At 73.4% G+C, this 21,320-nt stretch carries 15 protein-coding genes; 4 read left to right on the forward strand and 11 right to left on the reverse strand.

Annotation, left to right across the window (positions count from 1 at the left end):
- Positions 1-2: 2 nt before the first annotated feature.
- The 11 genes from ftsZ to rsmH form a co-directional block, all read right to left on the reverse strand.
- Positions 3-1,244 (reverse strand): cell division protein FtsZ, encoded by a 1,242-nt coding sequence (gene ftsZ, locus CD790_RS20330; RefSeq protein ID WP_144384706.1) that lies wholly within the window; start codon positions 1,242-1,244, stop codon positions 3-5.
- A gap of 282 nt (positions 1,245-1,526) precedes the next feature.
- Complete coding sequence (locus tag CD790_RS20335) at positions 1,527-2,324, reverse strand: cell division protein FtsQ/DivIB (RefSeq protein WP_144384707.1); 798 nt, start codon at positions 2,322-2,324, stop codon at positions 1,527-1,529.
- Between the two features lie 63 nt (positions 2,325-2,387).
- Entirely contained in the window at positions 2,388-3,482 is a 1,095-nt protein-coding gene (gene murG, locus CD790_RS20340; RefSeq protein ID WP_144384708.1) for an undecaprenyldiphospho-muramoylpentapeptide beta-N-acetylglucosaminyltransferase, read from the reverse strand.
- Positions 3,483-3,488: 6 nt separating this feature from the next.
- Positions 3,489-4,826 carry a putative lipid II flippase FtsW gene (ftsW, locus tag CD790_RS20345; protein ID WP_186319148.1) on the reverse strand — a complete coding sequence of 446 codons (1,338 nt, stop codon included), beginning with the start codon at positions 4,824-4,826 and terminating at the stop codon, positions 3,489-3,491.
- Between the two features lie 316 nt (positions 4,827-5,142).
- The gene (murD, locus tag CD790_RS20350) at positions 5,143-6,615 is read right to left on the reverse strand and encodes a UDP-N-acetylmuramoyl-L-alanine--D-glutamate ligase (RefSeq protein WP_144384823.1); all 1,473 of its coding nucleotides are present in this window, start codon (positions 6,613-6,615) and stop codon (positions 5,143-5,145) included.
- Positions 6,616-6,617: 2 nt separating this feature from the next.
- Positions 6,618-7,682 carry a phospho-N-acetylmuramoyl-pentapeptide-transferase gene (gene mraY, locus CD790_RS20355; protein WP_144384822.1) on the reverse strand — a complete coding sequence of 355 codons (1,065 nt, stop codon included), beginning with the start codon at positions 7,680-7,682 and terminating at the stop codon, positions 6,618-6,620.
- Positions 7,679-9,124, reverse strand: a complete 1,446-nt coding sequence (murF, locus tag CD790_RS20360) for a UDP-N-acetylmuramoyl-tripeptide--D-alanyl-D-alanine ligase (protein ID WP_144384709.1) — start codon at positions 9,122-9,124, stop codon at positions 7,679-7,681. The genes mraY and murF overlap by 4 nt, the downstream gene beginning before the upstream one ends.
- Positions 9,125-9,186: 62 nt before the next feature.
- Positions 9,187-10,989 (reverse strand): UDP-N-acetylmuramoyl-L-alanyl-D-glutamate--2,6-diaminopimelate ligase, encoded by a 1,803-nt coding sequence (locus tag CD790_RS20365; RefSeq protein WP_144384710.1) that lies wholly within the window; start codon positions 10,987-10,989, stop codon positions 9,187-9,189.
- Between the two features lie 12 nt (positions 10,990-11,001).
- Positions 11,002-13,032, reverse strand: coding sequence for a penicillin-binding protein 2 (locus CD790_RS20370; RefSeq protein ID WP_144384711.1), 2,031 nt, complete (start codon positions 13,030-13,032; stop codon positions 11,002-11,004).
- 6 nt (positions 13,033-13,038) lie between these two features.
- Positions 13,039-13,644, reverse strand: a complete 606-nt coding sequence (locus CD790_RS20375) for a septum formation initiator family protein (RefSeq protein WP_144384712.1) — start codon at positions 13,642-13,644, stop codon at positions 13,039-13,041.
- A 421-nt stretch (positions 13,645-14,065) separates the two neighbouring features.
- The gene (gene rsmH, locus CD790_RS20380; protein ID WP_144384713.1) at positions 14,066-15,025 is read right to left on the reverse strand and encodes a 16S rRNA (cytosine(1402)-N(4))-methyltransferase RsmH; all 960 of its coding nucleotides are present in this window, start codon (positions 15,023-15,025) and stop codon (positions 14,066-14,068) included.
- Between the two features lie 393 nt (positions 15,026-15,418).
- Here rsmH and CD790_RS20385 point away from each other — a divergent pair, with 393 nt between their 5' ends.
- The 4 genes from CD790_RS20385 to CD790_RS20400 all read left to right on the forward strand — a co-directional run bounded on the left by CD790_RS20385 (position 15,419) and on the right by CD790_RS20400 (position 21,194).
- Entirely contained in the window at positions 15,419-16,012 is a 594-nt protein-coding gene (locus CD790_RS20385; protein WP_144384714.1) for a carbonic anhydrase, read from the forward strand.
- Between the two features lie 196 nt (positions 16,013-16,208).
- Positions 16,209-17,345, forward strand: coding sequence for a MoxR family ATPase (locus CD790_RS20390; RefSeq protein ID WP_144384715.1), 1,137 nt, complete (start codon positions 16,209-16,211; stop codon positions 17,343-17,345).
- The gene (locus tag CD790_RS20395) at positions 17,345-18,697 is read left to right on the forward strand and encodes a DUF58 domain-containing protein (protein WP_144384716.1); all 1,353 of its coding nucleotides are present in this window, start codon (positions 17,345-17,347) and stop codon (positions 18,695-18,697) included. Before CD790_RS20390 ends, CD790_RS20395 begins: the two co-directional genes overlap by 1 nt.
- Positions 18,698-18,761: 64 nt before the next feature.
- Complete coding sequence (locus CD790_RS20400; protein ID WP_144384717.1) at positions 18,762-21,194, forward strand: DUF3488 and transglutaminase-like domain-containing protein; 2,433 nt, start codon at positions 18,762-18,764, stop codon at positions 21,192-21,194.
- Positions 21,195-21,320: the final 126 nt, after the last annotated feature.

The following is a 21,320-nucleotide window of genomic DNA, read 5'->3' on the forward strand; positions in this document are numbered from 1 at the left end:
TCTTACTTGAGGAAGTCCGGGACGTCCAGCTCCTCGGCCTGGCTGTCCTGGTAGGGACGGGCGGCCGGGACCTGCGGGGTGGCCACCGGGGGCGGCGGGACCTCGGCGATCGGAGCGCGCTCGGCGGGAGCCGGCTCCTCCTCCTCGCGCGGGGTGACGCCGCCCAGGCCGCCGAAGGACGGGCGGACCGGCTCGACCGGGGCGGACGGCCGGCTCGCGGTGCCGCTGCCGGACTCCTCCCGGCCACCGCCGCCGTAGGAGGAGCCGAGCACCTTGTCGCGGTTCTTCGCGGGCGGCTGGCCGCCGTCGAACCCGGCCGCGATGACGGTGACACGGACCTCGTCGCCGAGCGCGTCGTCGATGACCGCACCGAAGATGATGTTCGCCTCGGGGTGCGCGGCCTCGCTGACCAGCTGCGCGGCCTCGTTGATCTCGAACAGACCGAGGTCGGAGCCGCCGGAGATGGAGAGCAGCACACCGCGGGCGCCGTCGATGGACGCCTCCAGCAGCGGCGAGGAGATCGCCATCTCGGCCGCGGCCACCGCGCGGTCGTCGCCGCGCGCCGAGCCGATGCCCATCAGCGCCGAGCCGGCCTCGGACATCACGGACTTGACGTCCGCGAAGTCGAGGTTGATCAGACCCGGGGTGGTGATCAGGTCGGTGATGCCCTGGACACCGGAGAGCAGCACCTGGTCCGCCGACTTGAACGCGTCGAGCACGCTCACCTGACGGTCCGAGATGGAGAGCAGCCGGTCGTTGGGGATGACGATGAGGGTGTCGACCTCGTCGCGCAGCTGTGCGATGCCGTCCTCCGCCTGGTTGGCGCGGCGACGGCCCTCGAAGGTGAACGGTCGGGTGACCACACCGATCGTCAGGGCGCCCAGTGAGCGGGCGATGTTGGCCACGACGGGGGCGCCGCCGGTGCCGGTGCCGCCGCCCTCGCCCGCGGTCACGAAGACCATGTCGGCCCCCTTGAGGACCTCCTCGATCTCCTCGCGGTGGTCCTCGGCCGCCTTCCGGCCGACCTCGGGGTTGGCTCCCGCGCCGAGGCCGCGGGTGAGCTCGCGACCGACGTCGAGCTTGACGTCCGCGTCGCTCATCAGCAGGGCCTGCGCATCGGTATTGATCGCGATGAACTCGACGCCCTTGAGCCCGACCTCGATCATCCGGTTGATGGCGTTGACGCCACCGCCGCCGATGCCGACGACCTTGATGACTGCGAGGTAGTTCTGCGGTGCTGCCACGTCGAAGGCCTCTCGCCTCGATTACGTGTCGCCACGCCGCAGTTGCTGCGGTGCGCCGACGGATGCCGAATGGGGTGGTCCTCTGAGTCGACCCCAACCCTAACGCTGAAGTTTAGGGTTACTAGTGCCGCTGTTCCTTTGATTCTTCGGAACAGGACACTAAGTCGACAAGTGGGGCGCGTTCAATGAACACGCCGAACCTCCCGTTTTTCTTTTCACCCTATGTGATCACCCCTGAGGGTAGCCAACCAGGGTGCCGGCCCGTCGCGATGTGCGCCCACGTCAACTATCGGCCACCGCGGGGGCGCTCGGGGCACTGACGTCGAACCGCTTCGCGTCGGGCGCCGCCTTCATCAGCGCGGTCAGCGCGTCGGCCTTCGCCGCGCCGCGCTCCCCGCTCCCCCACACCACCGTGCGCCCCCCGGTCAGTTCCAGGGTGATGGAGTCGTACGAGCGCACCCGGATCACCCGGGTGTCCCGGTCGACCGCGGCGGGGAGTCGGGAGGCGGCGCGCATCGCCTCGCGGCGCAGCCGGTCGGCGCCGAAACGGCGGGAACCCGGCGATCGCCGGATGTCCATTTCCAGCCGGGGCACCCCCTTGGGGGCCCGGCCCACGGTGGCGAATCGCACACCCTTGGCGTCCACTTCGATGAACTTTCCGCCCGACTTGATAACCGCTTCCGGTCGTCGTTCGATCACCTTGAGACTGATGGTGTGCGGCCATGACCGCTCCACCTCGACCGCGTCGATCCGGGGCAGCCGCTTCCGCAGCCTGCGCTCGATCGCCGCGGTGTCCAGGGAGACCATCGGGGAGCCCAGCGGCACGTCCGCGGCCTCGCGCACCTGATGGGATGACAGGACGTCCGTGCCGCTGACTTTCACCCGTTCGGCCCGCAGCCAGTCCGAGCCGTACAGCGCCCACACCACGCCGGCGCCGAGCAGCACGGCGGCCACGCCGGTCAACACCAGGGTGCGGCGGCGCGGCAGCCGCAGTCGGCGGCGGGCGCGCAGCACCCGCGGCCGCGGGCCGGACGGCGACGCCTTGCGGTCACCGCGCCGGGCGGTCGTCGATCCGGCCACGCATCCCTGCCTTCTCGCGCGCTGCTCCGCGCGCCTGCTCGCGCCTGGCGGCGAGCCGCCCGCTCACCCCTGGCGGCGGGCGGCGATCGCCTCGTACACCATGCCGACGAGCAGCTCGTCGGCGTCCCGGCGACCGAACTCGGCGGCGTGCCGGGACATCTCGTACAGCCGGTGCGGGTCGGAGAGCACCGGGAGCACCTCGTTCTGGACCCACTCGGGCGTCAGCTCGGCGTCGTCGACCAGCAGTCCGCCGCCCGCCTTGACCACCGGCTGGGCGTTGAGCCGCTGTTCGCCGTTGCCGATCGGCAGCGGGACATAGGCGGCCGGCAGTCCGACGGCGGACAGTTCGGCGACGGTCATCGCGCCCGCGCGGCAGAGCATCATGTCCGCCGCCGCGTACGCGAGGTCCATACGGTCCACGTACGATACCGGGATGTACGGCGGCATTCCGGGCATGTTGTCGACGTGCGGCAGTTCGTTCTTGGGGCCGACCGCGTGCAGGATCTGGATTCCCGCGCGCTGGAGGAAGGGGGCGACGGACTGGACGACCTCGTTCAGCCTGCGGGCGCCCTGCGAGCCGCCGGAGACGAGCAGCGTGGGCAGGTTGGGGTCGAGGCCGAAGGCGGCGCGGGCCTCGGGGCGGACCGCCGCGCGGTCCAGGGTGGCGATCGAGCGGCGTAGCGGGATGCCGACGTAGCGGGCGTTGCGCAGCTTGCTGTCCGGGGTGCTGACCGCGACGTACTTGGCGTAGCGGGAGCCGATCTTGTTGGCCAGGCCGGGGCGGGCGTTCGCCTCGTGCACCACGATCGGCACTCCGAGCCGCTTGGCGGCCAGATAGCCGGGCAGAGCCACATAACCGCCGAAGCCGACCACGCAGTCGGCCTTGGTGCGCTCCAGGATCTGCTCGGCGGCCTTGATGGTGCCGCGCAGTCGTCCGGGGACGGTGATCAGTTCGGGCGTGGGCCTGCGGGGCAGCGGAACGGCCGGGATCAGCCCGAGTTCGTAGCCCCGCTCGGGCACGAGTCGGGTCTCAAGGCCCCGCTCGGTGCCGAGCGCCGTGATCCCCACGGCCGGGTCCTGCCTGCGCAGGGCGTCCGCGAGGGCGAGCGCGGGCTCGATGTGGCCGGCGGTCCCCCCACCGGCGAGTACGACATGCACCGAAATTCACCGCTCTCCGGACGACCGCTTCTTGACGCGCCGTCTCATCGTCTTCCATCTGGCCCCAGGTTTCCGCATGGCCAGGGCCGCTCGCGCACCGGGTTCCGCTCGCGCGAACGCGATCAGCAGGCCGATGGCGAACATGGTCGGCAGCAGGGCGGACCCTCCGTAGGAGAACAGCGGGAGCGGGACCCCGGCGATCGGCAGCAGGCCCAGCACCGCACCGATGTTGACCACGGCCTGGGCCGTGATCCAGGTGGTCACTCCTCCCGCGGCGTACCTCACGAAGGGGTCCTCCGTGCGTCCGGCCACGCGGATACCCGCATAGCCTAGAGCCGCGAAGAGGGCGAGCACCGACAGCGTCCCCGCCAGGCCGAGTTCCTCCCCGGTAATCGCGAAGATGAAGTCGGTGTGCGGTTCGGGGAGTTCACCCCATTTCTCCATGCTGGCGCCGAGGCCGGAGCCGAACCAGCCGCCGTTGGCGAGCGCGTAGATGCCGTGCACGGCCTGCCAGCACTGGTCGCCCGGGCCGGGCTCGGTGGCGCCGATGCAGGCGAGCCGCGCCATCCGGTTGGGGCTGGTGCGCACCAGCAGGGTGCCGATCAGCCCGGCGACGGCGAGCACGCCCACGAAGAGCCGGGTGGGCGCGCCGGCCAGCCAGAGCAGTCCGAAGAGGATCGCCGTGAGGATGATCGCGGTGCCCATGTCGCCGCCGAGCATGATCAGCCCCAGCAGGATGAAGGTGGCCGGCACCAGCGGGACCAGGAGGTGCTTCCACTGGGCGAGCAGGCGTTTGTCATGTTTGCGGGCGAGCAGATCGGCGCCCCACAGGACCAGCGCCAGCTTTCCGAACTCGCTCGGCTGGAGCAGGAAGGGACCGCCGAAGGAGATCCAGTTCTGGTTGCCGTTGACCGCCACGCCTATCCCCGGCACCTGGACCAGGCACATGAGGAAGACCGAACCCGCGAGCAGCGGATAGGCCAACGCGCGGTGGAGCTTCACCGGCGTGCGGGCCGCCAGCAGCATCAGAGCCCCGCCCAGGGCGGCCGCGAACAGCTGCTTGCGGAAGAAGTACGACGGGGCCAGGCCGGACTGCAGCGCCTTGATCTGCGAGGCCGAGTAGACCATCACCAGGCCCAGCACGATGATCAACAGGCTGCCGCCGAGGATGACGTAGTACGCGGTCAGCGGCCGGTCCCAGGCGCGCCTGGCGCGCGTGTGCAGCCGCCGCACCCCGCCGAGCACGCTGCCGCGCGAGGGGCGGGGCATCCGGCTGGACCCGCCGGCGCGGCGCGGGCCGCCGCCCCGCGCGGGGCGCGTCCGCTGTCGCTCCCGTAGAGCCATGAGTCCGGCCGCCGCGCTCTCGCGCCGCGCCGGCCCCCCGGTGGCCGGGGCCCCGCCGGCCAGCGCGGGCTGGGGCAGCGCACGGGCCGGCCAGCCGCCGAAGGCCGCGCGGTGTCGTGTCATGGCGCCCCGGACGTCGGCCCCCACCCGACGGGCCGCCCGCGCGACGGCGCCGGTCCCCGGCTCCCGCGCGGGGGTGGGGGGATCCCCCGCACCGCGCGGAGCGCGGGCCGGGCCGGCCGCGGGCTCTTCAGGGCTCATGTCGGCTATCCCTCCAGCATCCCCGCGCGAGCGGTCCTCGCGCGGGGCCGGCGGGTCAGTTACCGCCCGTGGCCGGGCCGGGGGCCAGGTCGCGAACGGCCGCGGCGAAGGCGTCGCCCCGCGCGTTGTAGTTGACGAACATGTCCATCGAGGCGCAGGCGGGGGCCAGGAGGACCGTGTCGCCCCGCTCGGCGAGCCGAGCCGCCTCCTGGACGGCCGCCGCCATCGCCCCAGTGTCGGTCCGGTCGAGGTCCACGACCGGGACATCCGGCGCGTGTCGCGCGAGCGCTTCGCGGATCAGCTCGCGGTCGGCGCCCAGGAGGACGGCGCCGCGCAGCCGACCCGCGGAGGCCGTGACGAGCTCGTCGAAGGTGGCGCCCTTGGCGAGGCCGCCGGCGATCCACACGATGGACTCGTAGGCGGCCAACGACGCCTGGGCGGCGTGGGTGTTGGTGGCCTTGGAGTCGTCGACGTAGGAGACGCCGTCCACGTCGGCGACGTGCGCGATGCGGTGCGCGTCGGGCCGGAAGGCCCGCAGCCCGTCCCGTACGGCCGTCGGGGGCACGCCGAAGGCGCGCGCCAGGGCCGCCGCCGCCAGCGCGTTGGCGATGTTGTGCGGCGCGGACGGCTGCACGTCGGAGACCTCGGCGAGCTCCTGCGCCTGCTTCTGGCGGTTGGGGACGAAGGCCCGGTCGACCAGGATGCCGTCGACGACGCCCAGCTGGGAGAGGCCGGGCGGGCCGAGGGTGAAGCCGATCGCCCGGCAGCCCTCCTCCACGTCGGCCTCGCGCACCAGGTCCTCGGTGGCCGGGTCCGCCACGTTGTAGACGCACGCCACCGTGTTGCCCTCGTAGATCCGGCCCTTGTCGGCGGCGTAGGCCGCCATGGAGCCGTGCCAGTCGAGGTGGTCGGGGGCGAGGTTGAGGACAGCGGCGGAGTGGGCGCGCAGCGAGGGCGCCCAGTGCAGCTGGTAGCTGGACAGCTCCACGGCCAGCACGTCGTACGGGGTGTCCCCGAGCACCACGTCCAGCAGCGAGACGCCGATGTTGCCGACCGCGGCGGTGCGCAGCCCGGCGGCCTCCAGGATGGAGGCCAGCATCTGCACGGTGGTGGTCTTGCCGTTGGTGCCGGTGACCGCCAGCCACGGGGCGGCGTCGGCCCCCCGCAGCCGCCAGGCCAGCTCCACGTCGCCCCAGATCTCCACGCCCGCCGCGGCGGCGGCCTGGAACAGCGGCTTGTCCGGCCGCCAGCCCGGGGTGGTGACGACCAGGTCGGTGCCCTCGGGCAGGGTGTCGCCGTCGCCGAGCCGGACGGTGAGGCCCGCCCGGTCCGAGCCGTCCGCACCCTCCGCCCCGGAGCGTCGCCGCGCGGCCCAGACCTCCAGCTCGGCGGCCTGGGCGCGCGCCCGCTCGTCGTCGCCGTCGTTGACGACCGTCACGTCGGCGCCGAGGTCGTGCAGCACCCGGGCCGCCGGGATCCCGGAGACTCCGAGCCCGGCGACCGTGACGTGCTTGCCCGTGAAGTCCAGCGTCACTTGTTGGCCCGCCAGCCCGCGTAGAAGATGCCCAGTCCCACGATGACGCACATGCCCTGAATGATCCAGAATCTGACCACGACCAGGACCTCACTCCACCCCTTCAACTCGAAGTGGTGCTGGAGTGGCGCCATCCGGAAGACCCGTCGGCCGGTGAGCCGGAAGGAGCCGACCTGGATGACCACGGACATGGTGATCAGGACGAACAGACCGCCCAGGATCGCCAGCAGCAGCTCGGTGCGGGAGCAGATCGCCAGACCCGCGAGCGCGCCGCCGAGCGCGAGCGAACCGGTGTCGCCCATGAAGATCTTGGCGGGCGAGGTGTTCCACCACAGGAAGCCGAAGCAGGCACCCATCAGGGCCGAGGCGACCACGGCCAGGTCGAGCGGGTCGCGCACCTCGTAACAGCCGGGGCCGGCGGTGATCTGGTTCGCGCAGGACTCCTGGTACTGCCAGACGCCGATGAAGGTGTACGCGCCGAAGACCATCACCGAGGCACCGGTGGCCAGGCCGTCGAGGCCGTCGGTGAGGTTCACGCCGTTGGACATCGCCAGGATCATGAACAGCGCCCAGATCGCGAAGATCACCGGGCCGATCTGCCAGCCGAAGTCCTGGGTGAAGGAGAGCCGGTCGGAGGCCGGAGTCTGGTTCCGGCTGTCCGCGAAGTTGAGCGACAGGATCGCGAAGGCGATACCGACGATCAGCTGTCCGGCCATCTTCGCCTTGGCCCGCAGGCCCAGGCTGCGCTGCTTGACGATCTTGATGTAGTCGTCCAGGAAGCCGACCAGGCCCATGCCCGCGAACAGGAACAGCACCAGCACACCGGAGAAGGTCGGCTCGCTGGAGGTGATCACCTTCGTCAGGGCGTAGGCGATGATCGTGGCCAGGATGAAGGCGATGCCACCCATGGTGGGCGTCCCCTTCTTGCTGCCATGGGTGCGCGGGCCGTCGTCGCGGATGAACTGCCCGTACCCCTTGCGCGCCAGCAGCTTGATCAGCAGCGGCGTGCCGATCAGGGTCAGGAAGAGCCCGATGGCTCCGGAGAAGAGGATCTGCCTCATGCCCATCGGCCGGCGACCTCGCCCTCAGTTTCGAGCAGCGCCTGCGCGACGCGCTCCAGACCCACCGCCCTGGATGCCTTCACCAGCACGACGTCCCCCGGTCGCAGCTCACTGCGCAACAGGTCGACCGCCGCACGCACGTCGGACACGTGCACCGACTCCTCACCCCACGAACCCTCGTTCTTGGCGCCCATGTCGAGCCAGGCGGCCTCCTGGCCGCCGACCGCCACGAGCTTGCTGACGTTGAGCCGGACGGCCAGCCGCCCGACCGCGTCGTGCTCGGCGAGTGACTCCTCGCCCAGCTCGGCCATCTGGCCCAGCACCGCCCACGTACGACCCCCCCGGGCCTCGCCGGCCTTGCCCATGGCGACCAGCGCGCGCAGCGCGGCTCGCATGGAGTCGGGGTTCGCGTTGTAGGCGTCGTTGACGACCGTCACGCCGTCCGCGCGCTCGGTGACCTCCATACGCCAGCGGGAGAGCTGTCCCGCCTCGGAGAGCGCCTTGGCGATCTCGTCGACGGGCATGCCCAACTCATGGGCGACGGCGGCCGCGGCGAGCGCGTTCGACACGTGGTGCTCACCGTACAGGCGCAAGGTCACGTCGCTGCACCCGGTGGGGGTGTGAAGCGTGAAGGCAGGCCGGCCTTCCGCCGTGAGCCGGACATTCTCGGCACGCACGGCGGCGTCCTCGGCCTCACCGAAGAGCACGGTACGGGCCTTCGTGCGGGACGCCATGGCGCGGACCAGCGGGTCGTCGGCGTTGAGCACGGCCACCCCGCCCGCGTCCGCGGCGGGCAGCGACTCGACCAGCTCGCCCTTGGCCGCGGCGATCTGCTCGCGGCCGCCGAACTCCCCGAGGTGCGCGGTGCCCACGTTGAGCACCACGCCGATCCGCGGCGGGGTGAGCCGCGTGAGGTAGTCGATGTGGCCGATGCCGCGGGCGCCCATCTCCAGCACGAGGTGCCGGGTGTCGGCGTCGGCGCGCAGCGCGGTCAGCGGCAGACCGATCTCGTTGTTGAAGGAGCCGGGCGGCCACACGGTCGGGCCGAGACGCTCCAGCAGCTGGGCGATCAGGTCCTTGGTGCTGGTCTTGCCCGCCGAGCCGGTGAGCGCGACGACGGTGGTGCCCAGGCGGTCCACGATGCCGCGCGCGAGCGCGCCCAGCGCCGCGACGACGTCGTCGACGACGATCACCGGGACGGGGTGCTCCGCGTCGCCGACGGGGCGGGAGGCCAGCACGGCCGTCGCGCCCGCCTCGACGGCGCGGTGGGCGAAGTCATGGCCGTCGACGCGGTCGCCGGGCAGGGCGGCGAACAGGCTGCCTGGCCGCACCTCGCGGGAGTCGATGACGACCGGCCCGGTGACCTGCGCCTCCGGGTCCGGTATGTCGTACGGCCGGCCGCCGACGAGGCTGGTGATCTCGGCGAGGGACAGTGCGATCACTGGTCACCTCCGGCGGTACACGAGAGCTGCCTGGTGGCGGCTGGTGCGCGCATGTCGGTCTGTCATCCCTGGTCGTGACGGTGCGAGGAAGGGGTGGGGGGCTCTTCGGTGTCGGCCTGGCCGGCCGACTCGGCGACAGCGGGGGCGGCGCCGGCGTCGACGGACCCGGTGCCCGCACGGGAGCGCTCGATCGCCTCCCGCAGCACCCGACGGTCGTCGAACGGCCGGACCACCCCGGCGATGTCCTGGCCCTGCTCGTGCCCCTTGCCGGCGACGAGGACGGTGTCGTCGGGCTGGGCACGGGCCACGGCGGCGGCGATCGCGGCCGCGCGGTCGGCGTCGACCAGCACCTCGCCGCGCTCGTGGGCGGGCACCTCGGCGGCGCCGGCGAGCATGGCGGCGAGGATCGCCAGCGGGTCCTCGGAGCGGGGGTTGTCGGAGGTCAGCACGGCCGTGTCGGCGTACCGCGCGAGGGCGGCGCCCATGGGGGCGCGCTTGGTCTGGTCGCGGTCGCCGCCGCAGCCCAGGACGGCGTGCAGCCGGCCCTTGGTGACCTTGCGCAGGGCGCGCAGGACCGATTCGACGGCGTCGGTCTTGTGGGCGTAGTCCACCACGGCGAGGTACGGCTGGCCGGCGTCGACGCGCTCCAGGCGACCGGGCACGCCGGGCACGGCGGCGACGCCGTCGGCGGCGGTCTGCGGGTCCACCCCGGCGACCACCAGCGCGGTGATCGCGGCGAGGGCGTTGGCCACGTTGAAGGGCCCGGGGATCGGCGCGGCGGCGCGCACGGAGCGGCCGTCGGGGCCGAGGACGGTGAAGGTGGAGCCGAGCGGGCCGACCTCCACGTCGGTGGCGCGCCAGTCGGCGTCCGGGTGGCCCTCGGCGGAGAAGGTGGTGACCGGGACCTCCGAGATCCCGACCAGGCGCTTGCCGTACTCGTCGTCGTAGTTGATCACGCCGGCCTGGCTGCGGGCCTTGGTGAACAGCTGCGCCTTGGCCTGGAAGTAGTCCTCCATGCCGGAGTGGAACTCCATGTGCTCCGGGCTGAGGTTGTTGAAGACGGCGACGTCGAAGACGCAGCCGTCGACCCGGCCGAGGACCAGCGCGTGGCTGGAGACCTCCATGACGACCGAGCCGACGCCGCGCTCGCGCATCACCGCGAACAGCGCCTGCAGATCGGTGGCCTCGGGCGTGGTGCGCTCCGATTTCAACCGCTCGTCGCCGATGCGGGACTCGACGGTGCCGATGAGCCCCGTCATCCCGCCGTCCGCGCCGCGCGCCCGCTCGGCGGCGCGCAGGCCGCCCTCGATGAGGTACGCGGTGGTGGTCTTGCCGGAGGTGCCGGTGATCCCGATCTGGAGCAGCTCGTGGCCGGGCGCGCCGTAGATCGTGACGGCGAGGGCGCCCATGCGGCCGCGCGGGTCGTCGACGACCAGGACGGGCAGCCCGGTGGCGGCCGCGCGGTCGGCACCCGCCGGGTCGGTCAGGATCGCCGCGGCGCCGAGGTCGGCGGCCTGGGTGGCGAAGTCGGCGCCGTGCATGCGGGCGCCGGGCAGCGCCGCGTACAGGTCGCCGGGGCGCACCGCGCGCGAGTCGTGGGTGATCCCGGTGATCGGCCCGCCGGCGGGTTCTGGGGACCCGACGCCCAGCTGATCGGCGAGCTCCGCCAGTGAGGTGGAGCGGACCTGGCGGGGACGCGGCGCTCCCGGGTAGGCCGGGGAGGCGTCCTTCTGGGTGGTTTGGGACTGATCAGCGTGGGGCACGGCGGTGAGCGTACCGGGCGGACCGGGGTGCGGGCGAAACAAGGTCCGCGCGGGAGCGCGCCGGACCCCGTGGTTCCAGGGATCCGGCGTGATCGTTGTCACGGCGGCGTCCGCTCAGGCACCGGGCGTGTAGCTCACCGGAAGCCGCGCCGGGGGCTTACCGGAGGGCGCGACCCGCAGCGTCTTGAGAGCGAACTCCATCACCTGCTTGAAGACCGGCCCACAGACCTGACCGCCGAAGTAGCTGCCCTTGGTCGGGTTCTGCACCGCGCAGTAGACGGTCACCCGGGGTTGGTCGGCGGGGGCGAAGCCGGCGAAGGAGGCGGTGTAGCCGTGGTAGCGGCCGGTCTTGGGGTCCACCCGGTTGGAGGTGCCGGTCTTGCCGGCGACGCGATAGCCGGGGATCTTGGCCTTGGCGCCGGTGCCCTCCCGGTCGTCGACCACGGACTCCAGCATCTTGGCGAGCGTCTCGGCGGTCTCCCTGCTCACCACCCGGCTCCTGGCGGGCTCGGGAGCGGCCCGGAAGGTGCCGTCGGGGCCCCTGGTGCCCCGCACCAGGCTCGGCGCCACCCGCTCGCCGCCGTTGGCGATGGTGGAGTAGACGGAGGCCGGCTGTACGGCGTTGAGCGACAGGCCCTGCCCGAAGGGGATCGTGTACTGCTGGGAGTCGCTCCAGTCGCCCGGCTTGGCGAGGATGCCCGGGGTCTCCCCCGGGAAGCCGAGCCCGGTCGGCCGGCCGACGCCGAACTTGCGCAGGTAGGAGTAGAGCACCTGGTTGGCCCGGGCGCGGGTCTTGCCCAGCTGCTCGGTGGCGAGGATCGTGCCGATGTTGCTGGACTTCGCGAGCACGCCGTTGAGCGTGAGGTGCCAGGTGGCGTGGTCGATGTCGTCGGCGAAGGCGCGGTCCGCGCGGGGCAGCCGGTTGGGCACCACGACGGGGGTGTTCCAGGTGGCGGCGCGCTCCTCCAGGACGGCGGCCATCGACATCACCTTGCTGACGCTGCCGGGCTCGTACGCGTCGGTGAGCGCCGCGTTGCCCAGGGCCTCGGCGTCGGCCGCCCTGATGTCGTTCGGGTCGAACCCGGGGGCGTTGGCCAGGGCCAGGATCTGTCCGGTGCGGGTGTCCTGGACCACGACGTATCCACGGTCCGCGCGGGAGTCGGCGACCTGCTTGCTGATGGCGCTCTGGGCGGCCCACTGGATGTCGCGGTCGAGCGTCAGCTCGACGTCGGCGCCGGGGACCGCGGGCTGCTCCTCGAGGTCTCCGGTGGGGACCTGGCGGCCGCCGGACTGGGCGTAGACCCGCTTGCCGTCCTTGCCCGCCAGCCGGGCGTCGAGCAGCTGCTCGACGCCCGCGGAGCCCTTGCCCTGGGCGTTGACGAAGCCCAGTATCCCGGCGGCCAGGTCGCCGTTGGGGTACACCCGCTTGCTGTGCGCCTCCCGGTTGATGCCGGCCAGCACGTTCACGCCCTTGCGCTCGCTCTCCTTGTCGGCGAGGGCGCTCTTGAGGTCCTTGATCTGCTTCCAGACCTGGGGCGTCTGCTGGCGCGCCAGGACGACGTACTTGGACTTCGGATTGGCGGTGAGCTTCTCCTCCAGGGCGGCCTGGTTCTCGCCCAGGATCGGCGCCAGCAGCGACGCCGCCCGCCGCGGGGCGTCGTCGATCCCGGTGGTCTCACGGGTGAGCAGATCGGGGGCGGCGGTGATGTCGTAGGCGTCCACCGTGGTGGCCAGATCGACGCCCGCGCGGTCGGTGATGGAGCCGCGCTCGGCGGCGAGCCGCACCGGGATGTAGCGGTTGACGTTGGCCTTGGCCGCGTACGTGCTGGCGTCCACCGCCTGCACCTGGAGCAGTCGCACCACGAAGGCCAGCATGACCAGGGTCAGACCGAGGCTCACCAGCCGCAGCCGGGGGCGCGGGCTGCCCAGACGCAGCGGCGGGTTCCCCCGGCCTCCCCGCGCGGGGCGCGCCGCGGGACGGGAGCCGGCGCGCGCGTCGGAACGGGCTGCGGGGCGCGCGCCGGAGCGCTGCGCGGGGCCTCTGCCTTTGCCCGCGGCGCCCTGACGGGGCCGTCCCACCCCACCCTCACCGCGCGGGCGGGCGGGGCGCGGCACGCGGCGCCGAGGATCTCGCGGGGCCGTCATACGAGGTCACCTGCCGGATGTCGGGGTGGGCTTCGCGGGGGCGGGCGCTCCGGGCACGGCCGGGGCGGGGGCGAGCGGCGCGACGGAGGGGGCCGCGGCCGGCGAGGGGAGCGGAACGGGCGCGTTCGGCGACGCGGACCCGGAGGCCGCCGGTGTCGCGGCGGGGCTCGCCGAGGTGGGGGCGACGGACGGGGCCGGACTGGGGGCGGGCAGCGGACGGGGGGCGGCCGAGGGGGTGGCGGACGGGGCCGCGGGCAGCGCGGCGGCGGGGGCGTCGAGCACCGCGGGGCCGCCGCCGGCAGCCGGGGAGGGCACCCCGCGCACCGTGCCGTCGGGCTCGAGGAAGACGGGGCTGCCGCCGGGCACCATGCCCAGCTCACGGGCGCGGCGCTCCAGGGCGTCCGGCGCCGACAGCTCGTCCACCTCCTGCTGCAACGCCTGCCGCTCGTCGGTGAGCTCGGTCGCCTGCCGCTCCAGCCGGCTGAGCTCGAAGGAGCCCTGGTTGAGCGCCGAGTTGAGCACCAGCAGGGCGATCAGCCCGGAGCCGAGCAGCACCACGACCAGGAACACGAACGGCGTCCGCTTGGCCGCGGCGGCCCCGGGCGCCGTCACGGCGTCTCCCCCACCCCATGGGCGCGCGGTGTCCGCGCACGGGCGCGGGCCCCGGCTCCGCCGCCGCCCGCGCGGGCGGAAGTCCCGGCGACGGGGACGGGCGGTCGCGCGGCACGGGCACGGGCGGGGGCACCGACCCCGACACCCGTCGCGCGGGCGGACGCCTTCAGGTGGCGGCCGGCCACCGCGACACCGAGAGGCGACTCCACGAGGCGAACACGACAGGCGAGGCCCACCGCGCGGGTGGACGCCTCCGGGTGGCGGCCGGACCCCACCGCGACACCGAGGGGCCACTTCATGAAGCGGACGCGACCGGCGAGGCCGCCCACCGCTCGGGCGGGCAGCCCCGCCGCGCGGGGCGGGGTACCCGCGGGGCGTCTGGTGCCGGCGGCCCCGCGGGGGGTCGCGCGGTGGGGCGCCGTCACGGGGCGTCCTCGCGGATGCGCTGCGCGCCGCGCAGCCGCGCGGGGGCGGCGCGCCGGTTCTCGGCGACCTCCTCCTCGGTGGGCAGCTCGGCGCCGCGCGTGAGGAGCTTCAGACGGGGCTGGTAGCGCTCGGGGACGACGGGCAGGCCGGGCGGGGCGGTGTTGCTGGCGCCCGCCGCGAGGACCTGCTTGACCAGGCGGTCCTCCAGCGAGTGGTACGAGAGGACGGCGATGCGACCGCCCACGGCGAGCGCCGAGACGGCCGCCGGGATGGCGCGCTCCAGCACCGCCAGCTCGCCGTTGACCTCGATGCGCAGCGCCTGGAAGGTGCGCTTGGCGGGGTTCCCCCCGGTGCGCTTGGCGGCCTGCGGCAGCGCGGCGCGGATCAGCTCCACCAGCCGGGCGCTGTTGGTGAACGGTTCCTTCGCCCGCTCCCTGACCACCGCGTCGACGATCTTCTTGGCGAACTTCTCCTCGCCGTAGGCGCGCAGGATGCGGACCAGCTCGCCGGGCGGGTACGTGTTGAGCACCTCGGCGGCGCTGATCCCGGTCGTCTGGTCCATCCGCATGTCCAGCGGCGCGTCCTGCGCGTACGCGAAGCCGCGGTCGGCCTCGTCCAGCTGCATGGAGGAGACGCCGAGGTCGAAGAGGACGCCTTGGACGCTGGGGACGCCGAGCCGGTCGAGGACCTCGGGGAGCTCGTCGTAGACGGCGTGCACGAGGGTGGCGCGGTCGCCGTAGGGCGCGAGCCGCTCACCGGAGAGCTTGAGGGCGGCCGGGTCGCGGTCGAGCGCGATCAGCCGGACGGTGGGAAAGGTGGCCAGCAGCGCCTCGCTGTGCCCGCCCAGGCCCAGGGTGCAGTCGACCACGACCGCTCCGGGCTGGACGAGCGCGGGAGCCAGCATGTCCAGACAGCGCTGGAGCATGACGGGTACGTGGAGAGCGTTGCTGCTCATGCGCCCTTCTGAGGGTCCGGCGCGGCGGCACGTACCGCCGGGTCCCCGCCCGCTCTGAAGGGGAAGTGGCGTTCTGGCGCCGGGGAAGGGACGTCAGGCGGCCGGGAGCGGGAGGAGGCCGAGAGGTACGTACGCGCCGCGCGCGTCGAGTTTCCGGAATCCAAGGGGAGCGTCACGCCTCCCACTTCGCGCCACTTTAGTCCACTCGTCCCCTCGGTCAATCAACTGGCCAGCGCGTCCCTCCGCCGTTGTGGGTCCCGGGGCTCACCCGCTCGGCGGAACTCTTACCACCTGTGTGGGTTACGTCACACCCTGGAGCTGACAGGTCTTGTTGCCCATGTTTGCCCGACCTCACAGCCGACAGAACCGCACCTGGCCGCATACCTTCGAACCATGTCGATATCCGCGCCTCAGCCGCTGCCCCACTCCACCGACAGCGACGATGTCCGTGTGAGCACATTCCCCACGGAAGGCACGGTCATAGACCGTTTCGTCGAAGCCAACACCCGATACGCGACCGAGTTCCACGACCCCGGGGTCGACGCCCGCCCTGTGCAGCGCGTCGCCGTGGTCGCCTGTATGGACGCCCGTCTCGACCTCCACGCCGCACTCGGGCTGGAACTGGGCGACTGCCACACCATCCGCAACGCGGGCGGCGTGGTCACCGACGACGTCATTCGTTCCCTCACCATCAGCCAGCGCGCGCTGGGCACCCGGAGCGTGATGCTCATCCACCACACCGGATGCGGTCTGCTGAACCTGACCGAGGACTTCCGGCACGAGCTGGAGGCGGAGGTCGGCCAGCGTCCGTCCTGGGCGGTCGAGGCGTTCAAGGACCTCGACCGGGACGTCCGCCAGTCCATGCAGCGGGTGCGGACCTCCCCCTTCCTGCTGCACAAGGATGATGTGCGAGGCTTCGTCTTCGATGTGACGACGGGCCTGCTGCGCGAGATCGACCCCGCCGGGCCGACCGACGCGCAGGAGTGACGGAGTAGGAGCTGACCGGACCGCGGCGCTCTCGGCATTCCCTGGGTTATCCACAGGCGAGTGACGAGATGCCGCGGTGACGGCCAGAATGCGTAGAGACATCGCCCCCGCGACCGCGGGGGCGCGTGTCGGCGTTTCGGGGTGGGCCGGGTCGGTACAGGCAGACGGCCCTGATGAACGGGCCGAGGAGGGCCGGGTGACGACCTATGACGAGCGAGCGAGCCTCAGCGATCTGACCACCACAGCGGAGCGGGTCCGCCGGTCGGTGGAGGGTGTGATCGAGGGCAAGCCCGAGGTCGTGCGGCTCTCGCTGACGGTGCTGCTCGCGGAGGGGCATCTGCTGATCGAGGATGTCCCGGGCGTGGGGAAGACCATGCTCGCCAAGGCGCTCGCCCGGTCGATCGACTGCTCGGTGCGTCGCATCCAGTTCACGCCCGACCTGCTGCCCTCGGACATCACCGGCGTGAGCATCTACGACCAGCAGCGCAAGGAGTTCGAGTTCAAGCCGGGCGCGATCTTCGCCCAGGTCGTGATCGGCGACGAGATCAACCGCGCCTCGCCCAAGACCCAGTCGGCGCTGCTGGAGTCGATGGAGGAGCGCCAGGTCACCATCGACGGCCACACCTATGAGCTGCCGGACCCCTTCATGGTGGTCGCCACGCAGAACCCGGTGGAGATGGAGGGGACCTACCCGCTGCCCGAGGCACAGCGGGACCGCTTCATGGCGCGCGTGTCGATGGGCTACCCCAGCCCCGAGGCCGAGCTCCAGATGCTGGATGTGCACGGCGGCCTGTCGCCGCTGGACGACCTGAAGCCGGTCGCGCACGCCGATGACATCGTCAAGCTCGTGGACGCGGTGCGCCATGTCCATGTGGCCGACTCGGTCCGGCGGTATGTGGTGGACCTGGTCGCCGCCACCCGGAACCACCCCGAGCTGCGGCTGGGCGCCTCGCCGCGGGCGACGCTGCACCTGCTGCGCGCCGCGAAGGCCGCCGCCGCCCTCGCCGGGCGCGAGTACGCGCTGCCGGACGACGTGCAGGGGCTGGCCGTCCCGGTGCTGGCACACCGACTGCTGCCGACCGCCCAGGCCCAGCTGAACCGGCGCACCTCCGAGCAGGTCGTCGCGGAGATCCTGCACCGCACGCCGGTGCCCAGCTCCGCTTCCCGCGTGGCGCAGCACCAGCAGCCGCCGATGGCCGCGCCGCCGATGGCCGGTGCGCACCTGACCGCGCCGCCCCTCGGCGCCCCGGCGATGCCCGCCGCCCCGGCCGGTCCGCCGCCCGCCGGGCCGGTGGAGTACGGCACACAGCCGCCGGGCGCGCGGAGGCTGTGATGTCGGTGGGGGGGACGCCGCCGGAGGGCGGTGACGACAGGGGGGCGGTGCGAGCCGCCCTCTCGGGACTGACCACGCGCGGCCGCTCGTTTCTGGCCGCGGGCATCGCGGCCGCGATGTGCAGCTATGTGCTGGGCCAGGGGGACCTGCTGCGGGTCGGGCTGCTGCTGGCGGCGCTGCCGCTGGTGTGCGTGGCGGTGGTCTACCGCACCCGGTGCCGCGTGGCGGGCAGCCGGCGGCTCAGCCCCGCGCGGGTGCCGGCGGGCTCCGAGGCACGGGTGCAGTTGCGCGTCGACAACATCTCCCGGCTCCCCACCGGGCTGCTGATGCTCCAGGACCGGGTGCCCTATGTGCTCGGTCCGCGCCCCCGCTTCGTCCTGGACCGGGTGGAGCCCGGCGGCCGGCGCGAGGTGTCCTACCGGGTCCGCTCCGACCTGCGCGGCCGCTATCCGCTGGGCCCGCTGCAGCTGCGGCTGACCGACCCGTTCGGCATGTGCGAGCTGACCCGCGGCTTCAGCTCGTACGACCTGTTGACGGTGGTGCCGCGGGTGGAGCCGCTCCCCGCGGTGCGCCTCGCCGGCGAGGCCGCGGGCTACGGGGACGGGCGCAACCGCTCGCTGGCGCTGGCCGGCGAGGACGACGTGATCCCGCGCGGCTACCGCCACGGCGACGACCTGCGTCGAGTGCACTGGCGGTCCACCGCGCGCTACGGCGAGCTGATGGTCCGCCGGGAGGAGCAGCCACAGCGCGCCCGCTGCACGGTGCTGCTGGACACCCGGGAGACGGCGCACTTCGGCTCGGGGCCGGACTCGGGCTTCGAGTGGGCCGTCTCCGGGGCCGCCTCGGTCGCCGTCCACCTCCTCCAGCGCGGATACGCCGTGCGTCTGCTCACGGACACCGGGGCCTCGGTGCCCGGCACCGACGGCGGCAGCGGCTTCTCCGGCCCCGTCCTGGAGTCGGCGGACACCGCCGGCCTGCTGCTGGACGCCCTCGCGGTCATGGACCACTCGGCGGAGCCGGGGCTGTCGCCGGCCTATGACCTGCTGCGCGGAGGCGCTGAGGGGCTGCTGGTAGCGTTCCTCGGCGATCTTGATGAGGAGCAGGCCGCCGTGGTCGCCCGGATGCGTCAGCGCAGCGGTGGCGCGGTGGCCTTCCTTCTGGACAACGCCGCCTGGGCGGGTGGCGCCGGGACGGCCTCCGACCCCCTTCAGCGGCGTCTTCAGCTGCTGCGCGAGGCGGGTTGGACGGCGCTGCGGGTCGGCCCCGGCACCCCGCTGGCGGCGCTGTGGCGGCAGGCCGAGGCCGGGGCCGGAGCGCCCACGGTGAGCGGCATGACGGGGGGCTGGCAGTGAGCGACGCGGGTGCGGACGGCGATGCGATGACCATGGCACAGAGGCCGGTGGAACGGGGCGCGGCATGAGCGGAAGCGTGCGGCTGACGATCTGCGCAGCCCTGGCGACGCTGGCGGCGTCGTCCGCGATGCTGCCGCTGGTCGACGCGCGCGGCTGGATGGTGCAGGCGGTGATCCTGCTCGCGATCCAGAGCGCGGTGGGCGCCGTGGCGCGCCGCGTGCCGCTGGCACGGCCGCTGACCGTGGCGGCGCAGGCGCTGGTGGCGCTGTTGATGCTGACCGCCGTCTTCGCGCGCCGGGAGGCGTTCCTCGGCGTGCTCCCCGGTCCGGGGGTGTTCCGCGAGTTCGGCCAGCTGCTGGCCGACGGCGGCGACGACGTCGGGCTGTACGCCATCCCGGCGCCGCTGACCGAGGGCATCCGGTTGATGCTCGTCGGCGGGGTGCTGCTGATCGGCCTGGTGGTGGACGCGCTCGCGGTGACCTACCGCAGCGCGGCGCCCGCCGGACTTCCGCTGCTCGCCCTGTACTCGGTCGCGGCCGGGCTGGCCGACGGCGGCAGGGACTGGCTGTGGTTCCTGTTCGCCGCGGCCGGCTATCTGCTCCTGCTGCTGGCCGAGGGCCGGGACCGGCTCGCGCAGTGGGGCCGGGTCTTCGGCGGCGGCCAGGCGCCGGCCCGGTCGTACGGCGGTCTGGCGCCGGCAGCCGACGGCCCGGCCCTCGCCCCGGTGCGCACCGGTCGAAGGATCGGCGCGCTGGCGCTGGGCATCGCGCTCGCGGTGCCCGCGATGCTGCCCTCGCTGGGCGGCGGGCTGCTGGACCGCCAGGGTTCAGGCGGCGGGCAGGGCGACGGGGGCGGCACCATCTCCGCGGTGAACCCGCTGGTCTCGCTGCAGAACAGCCTCAACCAGCCGGAGAACCGCGAGGTGCTGCGCTACAACACCTCCTCGCTGGCTCCGCAGGACATGTATCTGCGGATAGTGGCGCTGGACAAGTTCGACGGCGCCTCCTGGAAGCCCTCGGAGCGGCGGGTCACGGAGGTGCCCCCGACGCTGCCGCAGCCGCCGGGGCTCGCCAGGGACGTGCTCGCGCCCGAGGTGACCACCTCCCTGTCCGCCGCCAAGAACTACGCGCAGACCTGGCTTCCGCTGCCGTATCCCGCCTCGCGGGTCGACATCCGGGGGCGCTGGCGGTTCGAACCCGAGGGCCGGACGCTGGTCGGTGACCGCGGCCAGACCACCAAGGGCGTGAGCTACCGCGTCACCAGCCTCCAGGTGCAGCCCACGGCCACGCAGCTGGCCAAGGCTCCGGCGCCGCCCGCCCAGCTGCTGCGGGAGTACACCGAGGTCCCGGACTCGCTGCCGCCCGTCGTCGCGGAGCGGGCGCGGGAGGTGACCGCCGGCGGCCGCACCGCCTACGAGAAGGCGGTCAAGCTCCAGGACTGGTTCGCCGTCAACGGCGGCTTCCGTTACGACACCGAGGTGGAGACGGGTAGCGGCCGCCAGGCGATCGCCACGTTCCTGGAGCAGAAGGAGGGCTTCTGCGTCCACTACTCGTTCTCGATGGCGGCGATGGCCCGCACGCTGGGCATCCCGGCCCGGGTCGCGGTCGGCTTCACCCCGGGAGTCCGGCAGGCGGACGGCTCGTACTCGGTCGGCGTCAGGGACGCGCACGCCTGGCCCGAGCTGTACTTCGAAGGGGCGGGCTGGACGCGCTTCGAGCCCACGCCGACCCGCGGCAACCAGCCGGACTACACCACCCGGCCGGTCCCCTCCGAGGATGACGAGCGACGGAAGGAGACGGCGAAGCCGACCTCTCCCGCGCAGGGCCCGGCGACGCCGACCCCCAAGGACAGTTGCTCGCCGCAGGCGAAGAAGCTGGGCGACTGCGGGGCCCCGGCGACGAAGGAGCCCGAGGAGGAGGCCGCCGGCGGCGGCTGGGAGGCCCACACCGTCATCGGGCTCGGCGCGCTGGTCCTCCTGGTCGTCGTGGTGCCCCTGTCGCCCATGGCCTGGCGGCTGCGGACGCGGTCCCGTCGGCTGGGGGGCTCCGGCGGGCGCACCCCCGAGGACGCCGCCGAGCGGACCCTCGCCGCCTGGCGTGAGCTCATCGACACGGCGTGGGACTACGGCATCGCGCCCGACGAGGCAGAGACCTCGCGGATGACCGTCATACGCGTCGTCCAGGTCGGGAGGCTCGACACGGCGGCGGCGGAGGCCGCACACCGGGTCGCCGAGGCGGTCGAGCAGGTGCTGTACGCGCCGCGACCGCGCCCGGTGACCGGGCTCGCCGACGATGTGCGACGGGTGGCGGCCGGCCTGCGGGCCACGGCGGGCCGGGGTGCCCGGCTGGGCGCCCTTCTGGCCCCGCGTTCGACCGTGCGAGTGGTCTGGGCGTGCTCGCTGCGCTGGCACGCGTTCCTGGCGCGCTGGGGCTGGGGCGCGCCGCGCTGGTCCCGACTGACCGCCCTCCTGCGGCGGCCGAGTCGTCAGCGAGGCTGAGAACGGGGCGCGTGTCCGGGCGAAATGCCTGGTCGCGCGCCCCCTCCTGGGTGGTCGAGGCTCGTGCGCGGCCGCCCGAGACCCCCGTTCGCACCCCTCAGATCACGGCTCGCAGGAGCGGCCAGG

The organism is Streptomyces sp. SAJ15 (assembly GCF_007595705.1).
In the GTDB taxonomy this organism is placed as follows: domain Bacteria; phylum Actinomycetota; class Actinomycetes; order Streptomycetales; family Streptomycetaceae; genus Streptomyces.